The 14755-nt window shown below is 41.6% G+C and carries 15 protein-coding genes and 1 tRNA gene; 12 read left to right on the forward strand and 4 right to left on the reverse strand.

The window, feature by feature from the left end:
• The first annotated feature begins 1 nt into the window (after position 1).
• Positions 2 to 631 (forward strand): hypothetical protein, encoded by a 630-nt coding sequence (locus J5A74_06785; GenBank protein ID QUI95102.1) that lies wholly within the window; start codon positions 2 to 4, stop codon positions 629 to 631.
• 23 nt (positions 632 to 654) lie between these two features.
• Here J5A74_06785 and J5A74_06790 read toward each other — a convergent pair whose 3' ends face one another.
• Both J5A74_06790 and J5A74_06795 read right to left on the reverse strand, forming a co-directional pair.
• Complete coding sequence (locus J5A74_06790) at positions 655 to 1446, reverse strand: class I SAM-dependent methyltransferase (GenBank protein ID QUI95103.1); 792 nt, start codon at positions 1444 to 1446, stop codon at positions 655 to 657.
• A gap of 18 nt (positions 1447 to 1464) precedes the next feature.
• Positions 1465 to 2190, reverse strand: a complete 726-nt coding sequence (locus tag J5A74_06795) for a class I SAM-dependent methyltransferase (protein ID QUI95104.1) — start codon at positions 2188 to 2190, stop codon at positions 1465 to 1467.
• 142 nt (positions 2191 to 2332) lie between these two features.
• Between J5A74_06795 and J5A74_06800 the strand changes: the two genes are divergently transcribed.
• Together J5A74_06800 and J5A74_06805 are read left to right on the forward strand one after the other, a co-directional pair.
• Entirely contained in the window at positions 2333 to 3493 is a 1161-nt protein-coding gene (locus tag J5A74_06800) for a DUF438 domain-containing protein (protein ID QUI95105.1), read from the forward strand.
• Positions 3494 to 3581: 88 nt separating this feature from the next.
• Positions 3582 to 3824, forward strand: coding sequence for a polya polymerase (locus tag J5A74_06805; protein ID QUI95106.1), 243 nt, complete (start codon positions 3582 to 3584; stop codon positions 3822 to 3824).
• 46 nt (positions 3825 to 3870) lie between these two features.
• Here the strand turns inward: J5A74_06805 and J5A74_06810 are convergent, their stop codons facing one another.
• The gene (locus tag J5A74_06810) at positions 3871 to 4818 is read right to left on the reverse strand and encodes a LysR family transcriptional regulator (GenBank protein ID QUI95107.1); all 948 of its coding nucleotides are present in this window, start codon (positions 4816 to 4818) and stop codon (positions 3871 to 3873) included.
• 104 nt (positions 4819 to 4922) lie between these two features.
• Between J5A74_06810 and J5A74_06815 the strand changes: the two genes are divergently transcribed.
• Entirely contained in the window at positions 4923 to 6161 is a 1239-nt protein-coding gene (locus tag J5A74_06815; protein ID QUI96848.1) for a polysaccharide biosynthesis C-terminal domain-containing protein, read from the forward strand.
• 62 nt (positions 6162 to 6223) lie between these two features.
• On the opposite strand, the gene J5A74_06820 is transcribed toward J5A74_06815, so the two are convergent.
• Complete coding sequence (locus J5A74_06820) at positions 6224 to 7609, reverse strand: sodium:alanine symporter family protein (protein ID QUI95108.1); 1386 nt, start codon at positions 7607 to 7609, stop codon at positions 6224 to 6226.
• Positions 7610 to 7886: 277 nt separating this feature from the next.
• Here J5A74_06820 and J5A74_06825 point away from each other — a divergent pair, with 277 nt between their 5' ends.
• The 8 genes from J5A74_06825 to J5A74_06860 all read left to right on the forward strand — a co-directional run bounded on the left by J5A74_06825 (position 7887) and on the right by J5A74_06860 (position 14747).
• Positions 7887 to 8270, forward strand: a complete 384-nt coding sequence (locus J5A74_06825) for a GrdX family protein (GenBank protein QUI95109.1) — start codon at positions 7887 to 7889, stop codon at positions 8268 to 8270.
• Positions 8271 to 8274: 4 nt separating this feature from the next.
• Positions 8275 to 9555 (forward strand): glycine/sarcosine/betaine reductase component B subunit, encoded by a 1281-nt coding sequence (locus tag J5A74_06830; GenBank protein ID QUI95110.1) that lies wholly within the window; start codon positions 8275 to 8277, stop codon positions 9553 to 9555.
• A 9-nt stretch (positions 9556 to 9564) separates the two neighbouring features.
• On the forward strand, positions 9565 to 10881 hold the full coding sequence (grdB, locus tag J5A74_06835; protein ID QUI95111.1) for a glycine reductase complex selenoprotein B: 1317 nt from the start codon (positions 9565 to 9567) through the stop codon (positions 10879 to 10881).
• 37 nt (positions 10882 to 10918) lie between these two features.
• Positions 10919 to 11014 (forward strand) — tRNA-Sec (locus J5A74_06840).
• Positions 11015 to 11270: 256 nt separating this feature from the next.
• Positions 11271 to 12218: a thioredoxin-disulfide reductase gene (gene trxB, locus J5A74_06845; GenBank protein QUI95112.1), complete on the forward strand. Its 948-nt coding sequence runs from the start codon at positions 11271 to 11273 to the stop codon at positions 12216 to 12218.
• Between the two features lie 6 nt (positions 12219 to 12224).
• Positions 12225 to 12542, forward strand: a complete 318-nt coding sequence (locus J5A74_06850; protein ID QUI95113.1) for a thioredoxin — start codon at positions 12225 to 12227, stop codon at positions 12540 to 12542.
• A gap of 60 nt (positions 12543 to 12602) precedes the next feature.
• The gene (locus tag J5A74_06855; GenBank protein ID QUI95114.1) at positions 12603 to 13076 is read left to right on the forward strand and encodes a glycine/sarcosine/betaine reductase complex selenoprotein A; all 474 of its coding nucleotides are present in this window, start codon (positions 12603 to 12605) and stop codon (positions 13074 to 13076) included.
• A gap of 135 nt (positions 13077 to 13211) precedes the next feature.
• A complete protein-coding gene (locus tag J5A74_06860; GenBank protein QUI95115.1) occupies positions 13212 to 14747 on the forward strand; it encodes a glycine reductase in 1536 nt (511 codons plus the stop codon).
• Positions 14748 to 14755 lie beyond the last annotated feature (8 nt).

Raw genomic sequence — 14755 nt, forward strand, 5'->3', positions numbered from 1 at the left:
TATGAGGAAGAAATTTCTTTTTTTGGCAGTAGGCATGATGATGCTTCTCTTTGGATGTGGCGTGAAAAATAACGCAGTGGCATCATCTTTGAATAAAGGAGCTTTTTTGGCAGAGACTTCTCAAGCATCTCTGACGGCAACTTCTCAGGCAGAAAGTTCTTTGTCAGAGACTTCTCAGGCGGAAAGTTCTTTGTCAGAGACTTCTCAAGCAGCATCAGTTCAGGATGACTCCTCGGTGTCAGCACAGGCATCGGGCGATGTAGTTGATCTGACGAAATTAAATGGTACAATGATGTATTCCCAGGTATTTGATATGATGTCGAATCCTCAAAAGTATATGGGAAAGAGAGTTGTGATGAGGGGACAATTTTCTTTCTATCAGCCTATGGATGGAGATGGAAAGCCAATTCCCGATCGAATTTATTGTTCCTGTGTCATTGCAGATGCCACGGCTTGTTGTTCGCAGGGACTGGAGTTTGATCTTGCCAATAAACCTGCTTCCCTAGAAGATTATCCTGCAGCGGGAGATGATATTGAGGTGTCGGGCACTTTTTCGACCTATGACGAGGGAGGCTTTACCTATTGCCGTTTGATCAATGCAGCGATGAAAACATTGGATGAGAAAAAATAGATTTGCAAAAAAGGGGTACTGGATTAGCCAGTAACTCCTTTTTTTGATTCCACCATAAACATTGGAGTGGAAGCATTATTGATTCTCTCCTGCCTTGTCCACACCCGTTGCCAAATGTTGGCATCGGTCTTTACCTGCATATGAAGAGAGGATAGGATTTCTTTGTCCCATTTTGGACGGGAGAGTGCAGACAGTGGGGTCTGTCTGGCAATGGCTTCCATTGCATCGACATTGGTACCGGCACATTCGTCTTCCACATCAGAGGCTGCAATATTGGCACGGTCAATGAGATGAGCCGACCTTGCCTCTTCGTCGTGGAGATAGTGATACCAGTTGGCATCGAAGTTCAGGAGAAGACCACCATCTTTTAGTACACGAACCCAGTGAGTGTAGGCTTTTTGTGGATGGGGAAGATTCCAAGTCAGATTTCGGCTGACAATGACATCAAAGCTCTTGGAGGGAAAGGTGAGTTCTTCGGCATTCATCTGTAAAAAGTGAATCTCATTGGAAAGATGTTTGGCATTTTTCTTTGCTTCTAAAAGCATGGACTTGGTGTAATCAATTCCTGTGACATGGTAGCCAAGTTCTCTTAGAATGATGGCAAAAAATCCAGGACCAGTGCCGATATCAAGAATATGAATGTCTGCTCTATCTCTATTTTGAAAATGCTTTTGAATGCGTTCGTCAAGAAGCGTAGACCATACACTTTTTTGATTGGAAGTGAGTTCTTCTTTGTTGACATCGGAATAGCCACTGGCACGGTTACTCCAATAGTGAATATTTTCTTCTTCATAGTTATGAAATGAATGGTTCATTTTAATGACTCCTTTGCTTTATTTAATTGCATATATGCCAAACATTGGGGCATCATCGAGGTCTAATTTGCCCAAGATACGCTTTCCAACATCGAGGTCAATGTCACAGGACGAAAATCCAGTGGAAAGCAGGACTTCTTTGTCCCAATGGGGGCGGTCCTGTTTGCTGATATCCATAAATAGTGTGATTAAAGTATTTTCCTTGGCAAGAGCATCGGTAATGCCAAGATGTCCATAGGGACTGTCTGCTGAGACCTGTCGGTTTTGCAGGCTGTGCCCTCGCTCGTGTGTGCCATAATTGGCATCAAAATTGAGTAAGATTCCCCCTGGCTTTAATACACGAAACCACTCAGCATAGGCTTTTTTTGCATCGGGCAATGTCCAAGTGAGGTTGCGACTGAGAACAAGGTCAAAGCTTTCATCTTCATAGTCAAGATTTTGGGCATCCATGGCAAAAAAGGGGATATCTACATTTTCCTCGTTGGCGAGTGCACGGGCCTCAGAAAGCATAGCCTCAGTTAAGTCAATACCTTCCACCGAAATTCCCGCCTTTGCCAGCAATATGGAAAAAAATCCGCTACCTGTCCCGATGTCCAGTGCACGGATGGGAGAGGAGGTGGGAAGGTGAGCACTCAATTCCTGTAGCCACGCCACACGAAGGTGATTTTTTAATTCATTTTTTCGCACCGTACTAAAATCGTGAGCACGCCGAGTCCAGTAGCGTTTTATGCGGTCTTCAATCATATCAATAACTCCTGTAAATCTAAAATAAATATTACTATAACATATTTAAGAGGATTTGGTAACAAATGTTATCGTCTTTTATAAAGAAGGACGATAAGATCTTGAAAAGAGTAGAAAGAGAACAAAGGGAGGAAGGAATGTGATGGACAAGAGAGTAGAAAAGATTAAAGAATATTTGGATAGAATCAGCAGAGGGGAGGATTTTGATCGCATTCGCACAGAGTTTGTGAGAGATTTTCAAGATGTTGATTCTAATGAAATTATGCGTGCGGAACAAAAAATTTTGGCGGAAGGAACACCAGTGGAAGAATTACAAAAGCTCTGTGATGTGCATTCGGCACTCTTTCATGAGCGAACGACAAAAATAGATTCGATGGAAAAGTTAACGGAAGTTGTAGGTCATCCACTCTACACTTTGACAAGGGAAAATGACGCTTTAGAGGAGTTACTATCCAAAGCAAAGGTAGAAATACAAAAAGGAAAAGTCGAGGACAGCCTCATTTCTGAACTTCGAAGTGTTGCTATCCACTATGCAAAGAAGGGAGATTTACTCTATCCTGTGCTAAAGGTCAGATACCACATCGAAGGCCCAGCGAGTGTGATGTGGTCGGTGGACAATGATATTCGAGAGGAACTTCGTGATCTTGGCAAGGAAAAGAATAAAAATCAGCTATGGTTTGAGCGATTGGATGCGGTGGTCACTCGAATGGAGGAAATGATCTATAAGGAGAGGAATATTCTTTTTCCGACCTGCGCCTCCAATTTTAGCGCGGAAGAATGGATGGGAATCTATCACGATGCAAAGGACTACGAAGATTGCCTTGGTGTAGAGTCTATGATTTGGCCAGAGGCTGAGAAAGTAGATACGAAGAAGGCAGTGACAGAAAAAAATTCGGAAGAAGTGATGATGGTTGGCGGCCATATGACCGTGGAACAGATTCAGGCCCTTTTGAATACCATTCCGCTAGAGATTACCTTTGTCGATGGAGAGGATATCAATCGCTTCTTTAATGAGGGGCCAAAGGTATTTAAGCGTCCAGCAATGGCGATTGGGCGAGAGGTCTTTTCTTGTCATCCACCGAAAGTAGAAAAGAAAGTCAGGACGATTATTGAGGAATTTAAAAAGGGTACACTGGACGAAGTTCCCATTTGGATGGAGAAAAATGGCAAGGTTTTTTTGGTTCGCTATATGGCAGTGAGAGATGGCGAGGGAAAATATATTGGTGCGGCAGAATTTGTGCAAGATATGGAATTTGCAAGGGAATATTTTATTGGAAAGGCGAAAAATTACGGAGAAGACTAAATATTTGAAACTATTTTAAATATTTGACATACGAAAAGAGCCACCGTATAATAGAGATATAATCTTGAAAGTGAGGATGGTGGGGAATATGAAGATTGATAAAGTAAAGGATATTGATCAGCTATTTGAGGTGGTTGATGGTTGTGATGGCGGGGTGACTTTAGTGACAACGGAGGGCGATCGACTGAATATAAAGTCAAAATTGACACAATATGTGGCACTTTCTTATATCTTTACGGCGGGTTCTCGCATTGGAGAGATGGAGTTGCTGGCCGATAAGCCTGAAGATGAGGCAAAACTTAAAGCATATATTGACAGTCAGAGTAAGTAGTTAAGACATCGGATAACTGTATAGCTATCCGATGTCTTTTGCTGAACTATTTAATAAAACATTCCTTGGCCAGTTCAATAAATGATTTGCTTGCGTCAGTGAGAATTTTCCCTCGTATGTAGTTGATTGCCAGAGGGCGGCTTTCTAAATTGGTTTGTAGTTTGATGCAGGTGACAGAGGCAATGTTTAAATAGGGATGATTGTAATATTCATATTCGGTCAACATCGGAAGGAAGGTCGAAGCAATGGTACAGGCTCCGGCACCAGAAATGCAGAGGTTTAACTCCGTCAAAATATTTTGTACCGTGTAGAGAATATTGGGAACAAAATCTGCTTCGTTACATAGGTCAAAGAAAAATTCGCCACCGACTGTTGTTGTTTCTTGAGCAATAAAGGGAAAGTCACGAAAGAGTCCAATGGATGGCGGATGGACCAGCATATCCTCGATTTCTTCCTTTGAAAAGGCATTGTAGAGAAGGTCATTGGGAACCACAAGCATATAGGTCTCTTTATACAGCGGAACACTCACAATGTGATTTGGAATGACAGGGGCATGGGTGATGGACAGATCAACCATAGAATCGTTGAGTGCCTGGTCGACATCGGTGGTCATTTGCCCCTCAAAGATGGAAATGTGAATATTGGGATAGAGGCGATGAAACTTTGGAAGAATCTGTGGAAGAAGGACGGTGCCACGAGTGACGGAGATGCCAATAGAGAGATTTCCTCTAGTAAAATCCTTGATTTCTTGTAAGCGGCGAGTGCATTCGTCCATATTAATTAAGATTTTTTTTGCAGATTGATAAAAAACCTGACCTGCGGTGGTCAGTCGAAGGGGAGTACTTCGGTCAAAGAGAGCAATCCCCAATTTTTCCTCCAGTTTAGAAATCATTTTACTTAGTGCCTGCTGAGAGATATAGAGTTTTCGTGCTGCCTGTGTAAAATTTAATTCTTCTGCCAAAGTGACAAAATATTCTAAATTTGTGCTATTCATATGACCGCCTCACTTTCTTTTTTCAAGAGTTTAGCATAGAAGGAGAAAGTTTGAAAGATTTAAATAAGAAGTTTGTTCACTATGTCTCCCAAGATATTGTGGGGATGATTGGGATGTCTGCCTATATTCTTGCAGACACCGTATTTATTGGTCAGGCTAAGGGAGCTGATGGTATCACAGCTCTCAATTTGATTTTGCCAGTCTATAGCTTGATCTATGCCATTGGCTCAATGCTGGCTGTGGGTTCGTCGACAAGATTTCGAATTGCCAGAGCAAGAAAGGATAAGGATAGTGATTTATTCTTTTCCAACGCCATCTTTGTGGCACTGATCCTCAGTCTTTTCTTTATTATTGTGGGTCTTTTGATGCCTGAAAAAGTAGTTCGCTTTATGGGGGGAGATGAAGAGATTGTAGCTGTTGGAAAGTCCTACACACGCATATTTATGGCATTTGCCCCATTTTTTATGTTGAATTCTATTATGAATTCCTTTGTGAGAAATGATGATGACCCGACAGGGGCTATGCTTGCGACATTTACCAGCAGTATTTTTAATATTGTGATGGACTATATTTTGATGTTCCCAGGAAAAATGGGAATGAATGGAGCCGCACTGGCTACAGCACTTTCGCCCATTGTGGGAATGATGATGTGTATGCGTCATTTTTTGTCTAAGAAAAACACGGTGCGTTTTGTGTTTTCAATTCCTTCGATTGGGAGAACGCTCTATTCTGTACAACTTGGTGTTGCTGCATTTATGGGAGAGACGGCCACAGGAATTACAACGGTGATTTTTAATACATTGATTCTTCGTCTGGCAGGAAATACGGGGGTGGCGGCCTATGGAGTGATTGCGAATATGTCCATTGTGGCAGTGGCGATTTTTAATGGAATTTCGCAGGGAAGTCAACCATTATTTAGCGAATACTTTGGAAAAGGAGATGAAAAATCGTCTCGCCATTTGCTCCATATGGCCGTGGGAACTGCCTTTGGAGCAGCAGTGATGATTTTGTTGATTACAAATTTTTTGTCAACACCAATAATTAGTCTATTTAATGGCGAGAATGACCCCAATATGGCAAAATATGCCACAATGGGAATTCGCTACTACTTTGTGGGAATGATCTTTGCAGGATATAATATTGTGGGCGGTGGCTTTTTGAGTGCCACAGCAAAGGCCAAGTGGGCTTCCATTGTTTCGATTTTGCGAGGCTTTTTTGCAACATCCATTTCAGCAATAATTTTGTCCTTTTTTTTGGGAATGCGAGGGGTTTGGCTTGGTTTTGTCGTTGGAGAACTACTGATTTCTAGCTTAATGAGCTATGCACTTAGGCAAAAGCAATAGTAAACAAAAGGAGAGCTTTCAGGTAAATTACCTGAAAGCTCTCCTTGATTTGTCTTTATGGCCTATCTTTTATTTTTTTTAAAATTTTGATAGTAATCATTTTTAAGTCCAACGATAATCTTGGTCAATGCGAACAGACCAATGATATTTGGAAGAACCATCAATGAGTTGAATAAGTCGGCCATATTCCAAACTAAATCTACCTCTGCAAGTGAGCCTGCGAATACACAGAGTGCAACGAGGAAGGAATAAGGTTTAATGGCTTTATTGCCAAAGAGATATCGAATGTTGGCAGCACCAAAGAAATACCAACCAATAATTGTAGAAAATGCAAAAAATAGCATACAAATGGCAATAAAAATATCACCGCCCTTGTGATAGAGGGTAGAAAATGCCACTTGGCTGAGGGCAGCACCTGTATAACTAGCACCTGAGGCATCTCGCAGAGACAGCGACTGTGTGGTAATAATGACAAGTGCAGTGAGGTTTAGGATGACAAAAGTATCAATAAATACACCGATCATCGCTACAAAACCCTGCTCTGCTGGGTGATCTACCTTGGCAATGGCGTGGGCATGAGGTGTAGAACCCATACCAGCTTCATTGGAGAAAAGTCCTCTAGCTACGCCCTTAGAAAGCGCTTTTTTGAGGGTTGCACCAACAGCACCGCCGACAATGGCCTCTGGACGAAAAGCACCAACAACGATAGAGTAAAATGCATAAGGAATGTGCTTCACATTGGCAAAAATAACAATGAGTGAACCGATGATGTAAAATGCTGCCATAAAAGGCACGATATTTTCTGTCACTTTGGCAATTCTTTGGATGCCACCGACAAAGATAAATAAGGCGGCAATCGCAATAATAATGCCCATAATATATTGTGGAATACCAAAGGCCTTATTAAATGCTGCTGCAATGGAATTGGATTGTACCGCATTGCCCATAAATCCAAGGGCAAAGATAATTAACACGGCAAAAATACCTGCCAATGTGCGACCAAAATTTCCTTTAAATGCTGCACGAATGTAGTACACAGGACCGCCAGTGACAGATCCATCTTCTGCAACATGCTTAAATTTTTGAGCAACAACAGCCTCTGCAAAGATTGTGGCCATACCAAGAAAGGCAGCAACCCACATCCAAAAGATGGCACCAGGACCACCGACAGCAATGGCTGTTGCGGCACCTGCAATATTTCCTGTACCTACTTGAGCAGCAATGGCTGTGGCCAGTGCCTGAAAGGATGACATTCCATCGTGTCCTGCCTCGCCTTTCTTTGAAAAAAGTCCGCCAAAAGTTCGACGCATTCCTTCACCAAAGCCTTTGAGCTGAATAAAACGCAATTGGAAGGAAAACCAAATACCACCACCGAGCAATGCGATAATTAGGACATAATTGCTTAAATACCCATTGAGTATTTGTACAATATTATTTAATTTTTCCATAAACTCCTCCTAAGAAAAGAAATACATACAATAATCCAATGGCATATTAAGTATATACTATAAAAAGTGCTTATACAATCAAAAAAGTATCCAATAAAAAGGGAATTAAATGGAAGCTATTTATATAGAAGAAATTAATTTTTAATTTGTGCAATATATAAAAATTATCAATTTTTTATAAAAAATATTGAAAAATCAAATAATGAATGCTAATATGTACAAACAAGAGTTGCGGAGAGTACAGAAACTATAGCAATATGTCTTGGAGGCGGAAGAAATGAAGAAGTTAATTGTAACAAATAATCCAATGGTAAGGGAAAGATATTCTCAACAATATGATCTGAAATACGAAGAGACTTCATTTGTAGGGGTACTTAAACAGGTGAGAGATCTTGTACATCGAGGATACCGATTGTTGACACATCCGCTTTCGGGAAGCATTAAGCCAAATGAAACACCCTATAAGTCTGTACTTTTAGAAGAATCGACAGGAAAAATTGATGAGTTTTCCGTGCGGGTGATTGAAGAGGCAGTTCTTACTTGTGACAAATTTTCTCAGAAAAAGTATCCATATAAAAAAGATGTCACAAGAGATTTTCAATTTGTTGATCTGACTTTGTTCGAAAGTGGACTTGAGTCAGATATGATTTCAAGGAGGTAGCAGAGTGAAACTGGAATTGGGTAGAATATGGATCAAAGACATTTGTTTTGCAGATACTTCCAAGGTTGAGGATGGAATCTTGTATGTCGATAAGAAGGCGATTGAAGAGATTGCATTGGCCGAAGAAAAGATTGCAAAAGTGGAAGTAGATATTGCAAAGCCAGGAGAGAGCGTGAGAATTACACCTGTAAAGGATGTAATTGAACCTCGTGTCAAGGTGGAAGGTCGAGGTGGGATTTTCCCAGGTGTGGTTTCCAAAGTGGACTGCGTTGGCGAGGGAAAAACTTATGCACTAAAGGGAATGGCTGTCGTGACAGCAGGTCCAATTGTTGGATTCCAAGAAGGTATTATTGATATGAGTGGCGTGGGTGCTGACTATACACCATTTTCAAAATTATTGAACTTGGTTGTTGTGTGTTCACCAGTAGAAGATGTTAAGCCACATGACTATGAGCAGGCTGTTCGTATGATTGGTTTGAAGGTGGCAAATTATCTTGGAGAACTGGCCAGAGAACTTACACCAGATGAGACACAGGTGTATGAGACAAAGAATTTAAAGGAAAGTTTTTCGGAGTACCCAGATTTGCCAAGAGTGGCCTATGTACAAATGTTACAAAGCCAAGGTCTTTTACACGATACCTATGTCTATGGAGTGGATGCAAAGAAGATTATTCCAACCATTATTTATCCTACGGAAGTTATGGATGGAGCAATTTTATCAGGAAATTGTGTGTCTGCTTGTGATAAGAATCCGACCTATGTTCACCAGAACAATCCAGTTGTTGAAGAACTTTATGCTTTGCATGGAAAGAAGTTTAACTTTGTTGGACAGATTATTACAAATGAGAATGTCTATCTTGCCGATAAGGAGCGCTCGTCCAATATGACAGCTAAGCTTTGTAAGATGCTTGGACTGGATGGCGTTATTGTATCTCAAGAGGGATTTGGAAATCCAGATACTGACTTGATGATGAATTGTAAAAAGATTGAGGATGAGGGCATTAAGGTTGTATTGATTACGGATGAGTATGCTGGAAGAGATGGAAAGTCGCAATCCCTTGCAGATGCGGATGCCTCAGCGGATGCCGTAGTGACAGGAGGCAATGCCAATGGCGTGATTATTTTGCCAAAACTTGACAAACTGATTGGAACACTTGCCTATGTAAATAAGATTGCAGGTGCCAATGAGCACACATTGCGTGAAGATGGAACATTGGAAGTTGAGATTCAGGTTATGACGGGTGCGACCAATGAGACAGGTTTTCACAACTTGAGTGCAAGATAGGAGGATGTTATGGCTAAATTTAGAGTTGTTCAATATATCAATCAGTTTTTTGCTCAAATCGGTGGTGAGGAAAAGGCCGATTACCCTGCGACACTAGAAGAGGGCAAGGCACTTGGACCAGCACTGGCATTTGTTCAGCAATTTGGTGATGAAGCTGAGATTGTGGGCACAGTGGTCTGTGGAGATGGATATTTTAATGAAAATATTGACAAGGCAACAGCAGATATTGTGGAGATGGTAAAGGGCTTAAAGCCAGACCTCTTTATTGCTGGACCTGCATTTAATGCTGGTCGATATGGAGTAGCTTGTGGAACAGTAGCGAATGCAGTGCAGGAGAGTTTGCATATTCCTGTGTTGACAGGTATGTATACAGAAAATCCTGGTGTAGATATGTTTAAGGACAAAATCTATATTGTTTCTACCAAGAATTCTGCGGCAGGTATGAGAGATGCAGTCAAGAAAATGGCAGCACTTGCGTTGAAATTATATCGAAAGGAAAAGATTGGTGCATCAGTTGAGGAAGGATATATTCCTCAGGGAATACGTGTCAACTTCTTTGAGAAGGAAAGAGGAGCAAAGCGTGCGGTCGATATGCTTGTAAAGAAGCTTGCAGATAAGCCATTTGTGACAGAGTATCCAATGCCTTGCTTTGACAGAGTAGAACCTGGAGCAGCACTTAAGGATTTAAGTAAGGCAAAGATTGCCCTTGTGACCTCTGGCGGTATTGTTCCAAAAGGAAATCCAGACCATATTGAAAGTTCCAATGCTTCTCACTATGGCGAGTATGATATTACAGGAGTTAATGATTTGACATCCGATGCCTATGAGACAGCACATGGTGGATATGATCCAACTTATGCCAATGAAGATGCAGATCGTGTTTTGCCTGTGGATGTCCTTCGTGATCTAGAAAAAGAAGGCAAGATCGGAGAGTTATATCCTTATTTCTTTACTACGGTAGGAAATGGTACAGCTGTTGCTTCGGCCAAGGCTTTTGCTAAGGAGATTGGTAAAAAATTGATTGATGATCATGTGGACGCTGTGATACTCACTAGCACCTGAGGCACCTGTACACGTTGCGGTGCAACGATGGTTAAGGGCATTGAGGAATACGGAATTCCTGTAGTTCACATTTGTACAGTTACACCAATTTCGCTCACGGTAGGAGCAAACCGCATCGTTCCAGCGGTTGCAATTCCTCACCCATTGGGTAATCCTGCACTTGATGCACAGGAGGAAAAGAAGTTGCGTAGAAAACTGGTAGAAAAGGCATTAAAGGCATTGACGATTGAAGTGAAAGAGCAAACAGTATTTGACAATCTTTAATAAATATAGTACAATATAAGGGTTTCAAATATATGATGTAGGCGGATAGGTAACTGGTGTGCCTCCTGGTCTTCAAAACCTGTGTTGGGCGCGTTGCGTCCTAGGTGAGTTCGATTCTCACACGCTTACGCCAACAATTCTCGGCATAGCCGTATACATAGAGGGGAGCGATTTTCGCTCCTCTTTTTGTGTATTTTGTCTTGATGAATTTTATTTATATTATACAAAGCTTATAAAAATAATAAATATTTTACAATAAATATTGACATTTCTTAATAAAATTTGTATAATTGAGGTAAATATAAATAATAAAGTGCGGTTGAAAAAATAAAAAATATAAAAAATGCACTAATATTTCGCTAGGAATGACATTGAAGGGAGATAACAAAATGGATAAGTTGTATGATGTCATTATCCTTGGTGCAGGCCCGGCAGGACTTGCGGCAGGACTATATGCAGGAAGAGCAAGGCTCTCCACTTTGATTATTGAAAAGGCACAGGATGGTGGTCAGATTTCCATTACAGATGAGATTGAAAATTATCCGGGTCAGGCAGTGCTGGGCGAGAGCGGTCCATCTCTCATTGCAAGAATGACAAAACAGTGTGAGAATTTTGGTTGCGAGCGAATGGCAGACACAGTAAAGAGTGTCGACTTCAGTGGAAAAGTAAAGAAGGTCATTGGAGAAAAGGGCGAGTATCAAGCAAAAGCGGTGATTATTGCCACAGGTGCACACCCAAGACCAATTGGCTGTGAAGGAGAAAAGGAGTTCTTGAGTAAGGGTGTTTCCTACTGTGCAACCTGCGATGCCAACTTCTTTGAAGATTTTGAGGTATTTGTTGTGGGCGGTGGAGATTCCGCAGTTGAGGAAGCAATGTACTTGACAAAGTTTGCAAGAAAAGTTACTTTGATTCACAGAAGGAATGAACTTCGAGCAGCAAAGTCTATTCAGGAAAGGGCCTTTAAAAACGATAAGTTACACTTTATGTGGGACACAGTTGTAGAGAAACTTGAAGGCGATGACATCTTGCAGAAGATGACAGTCAAAAATGTAAAGACAGGCGAAGAGACTGTGATTGAGGCAGATGAGGATGATGGAATGTTTGGACTATTTGGATTTATTGGAATGCTTCCAAACTCAGAGCTTTACAATGACACGGGGCTTGAGATGGATCATGGATATATTCCAACGGATGCGGATATGCACACCAATATTCCTGGAGTATTTGCCGCTGGAGATATTCGAGTAAAGAGCCTTCGCCAAGTAGTAACAGCAGCCGCAGACGGAGCAATTGCTGCAACACAGGCAGAACATTATATCAATGAATGGGAGGAATAAAGGATTATGTTAGATGTAGATAAGACAACATTTGAAGCTGAGGTTTTACAGGCACAGGGATATGTATTTGTGGACTTTTATGGAGATGGTTGTGTTCCTTGTCAGGCATTGATGCCATTTGTACATAGTCTTGCAGAGAAGTATGCAGATAAAATGAAATGGTGTTCGCTCAATACCACAAAGGCTCGCCGTTTGGCTATTGGACAAAAGGTCTTGGGACTTCCTGTTATGGCCATTTATAAAGATGGTGCCAAGGTTGAAGAATTAGTGAAGGAGGCCTGCACAGAGGCCGCCATTGAAGAGATGGTTAAGAAATATATTTAGTATTGGCAATTTGCTCAATGAGCATTGCATATAGGGTTTAAATTTGAAAGGAGAAGAAAAATGGCTATTTTAAAAGACAAAAAAGTAGTTATTGTTGGTGACCGTGATGGTGTACCTGGTCCAGCAATTGCTGCCTGCGTCGAAACAGCCGGTGGAGAAGTTGTCTATATGTCCACTGAATGCTTTGTCTGAACGAGCGCAGGTGCAATGGATCTTGAGAATCAAAAGAGGGTAAAAGATTTTGCTGAGAAATTTGGCCCTGAGAACTTAGTTGTTGTTCTCGGTGCTGCTGAGGGTGAGGCTGCAAGCCTTGCTGCAGAGACAGTAACAGCAGGTGACCCTACATTCGCAGGTCCATTGACAGGGGTCCAGCTTGGACTTACGGTTTATCACTGTTGCGAACCAGAACTCAAGGAGGAGTTTGATCCAGCTGTCTATGATGAACAGATTGGAATGATGGAGATGGTTCTGGATGTTGACGATATTGTCAACGAGATGACAGCAATCAGAGACGAGTATTGTAAATATTTATAAATAGTTGTTTCACAGGAGGGGAGCGGCGAGGTGTAGCAGCCTCTTCGCTCTCCTTTGTGATTTTCTTTTACTTTAAAATGAATAAATAGATTAGAGAAAGGAGAGACTACCCTGTTTTGGGGTAGCAACATCGCAATGAACAGTATTATTAAAGGGGCCAGTTATGTTTTAGCACATACACCACAGATGGTGATTCACAATGGATCCACTCAGATTACAGAGCGTATTGTCAATCCTGATGGAGATTACTTGAAGGAATTGCCATCTCACCTTCGTTCTTTTGAAGACTGTGTAAATTATTGGCCAAATCAGGTGTATATTGGAAATGCCACACCAGATGCTCTTGCTGGCGTAGAGTTCCCTTATTACGATAAGAAAATGGAAGGGGCAAGTCGCTACGGAAAATTTGGCGAGATTATGCCAGAGGATGAGTTTTTATTGCTGGCCCAGACTTGTGATGTATTTGAAGTATATTTGCTAGAAAAGAGCTTTGTTGCAGATACAAGAAAGAAATTAGAGCAAGATCCAATGATCACAGAGGAGATCAAGGCAAGAATTTTGGAGGGCTTTGATATTGCCGAAATTGAAAAATATGTCAATGAGGAACATGCCGAAGGACTATATCACGATGGAAAGCTTGTTGGCTGCGTGAAGAGAGCGCATGACATTGATGTCAATCTCTCCGCAGAAGTTATGCACGAGAATTTAATGAACAAGGCGACCAGTGTTCTCTCCCTTCTCTATGCAGTAAAAAATGCAAAAATTTCTCCAGACGATATTGAGTATGTGATTGATTGTTCAGAGGAGGCCTGTGGCGATGTCAACCAGCGTGGTGGCGGAAACTTTGCAAAGGCAGCCGCAGAAATTGCAGGATTAAATCATGCCACAGGTTCAGATGCCAGAGGTTTTTGTGCTGGGCCATCACATGCCATGGTTGAGGCCGCAGCACTGGTAAAGGCCGGGGCATACAAATGTGTGGCTGTTGTGGGTGGTGGCTGCACAGCAAAACTTGGAATGAATGGAAAAGACCATGTGAAGAAGGGGCTTCCTGCACTGGAAGATTGCTTGGCAGGTTTTTGTATTATTGTTGGCGAAAATGATGGTGTCAGCCCAGAAATCAACTTGGATATTCTTGGACGTCATACAGTGGGTACAGGCTCTGCACCACAAAATGTTATCAGTTCATTAGTTTCTGAGCCACTGGAGAGAGTGGGACTAAAGATTACAGATATTGACAAGTTTTCACCAGAGATGCAAAACCCAGATATCACTAAGCCAGCAGGTGCAGGTGATGTGCCAATGGCAAATTATAAGATGATTGCAGCACTTGCAGTAAAGAAGGGCGATATCCAAAGGGCAGATATTGCAGACTTTACTGTAAAGCATGGTTTGACAGGATTTGCACCGACACAGGGACATATTCCATCAGGTGTGCCATATCTTGGATTTGCCAGAGAGGATATTTTATCTGGAAAAATTAAGAATGCCATGATTATTGGAAAGGGATCACTCTTCCTTGGAAGAATGACCAATCTCTTTGATGGTGTTTCCTTTGTTGTTCAGGCAAACACTTCTGCAAACGAGCAGACAGGTGGTGTTTCAGAGGAAGAGGTAAAGAGTTTGATTGCCAAGGCCATGAAGGATTTTGCAGCATCATTGCTTCAACAGTAGAGGAGGGA

This window comes from Lachnospiraceae bacterium oral taxon 096 (assembly GCA_018141845.1).
Taxonomy (GTDB): Bacteria; Bacillota; Clostridia; order Lachnospirales; family Lachnospiraceae; genus F0428.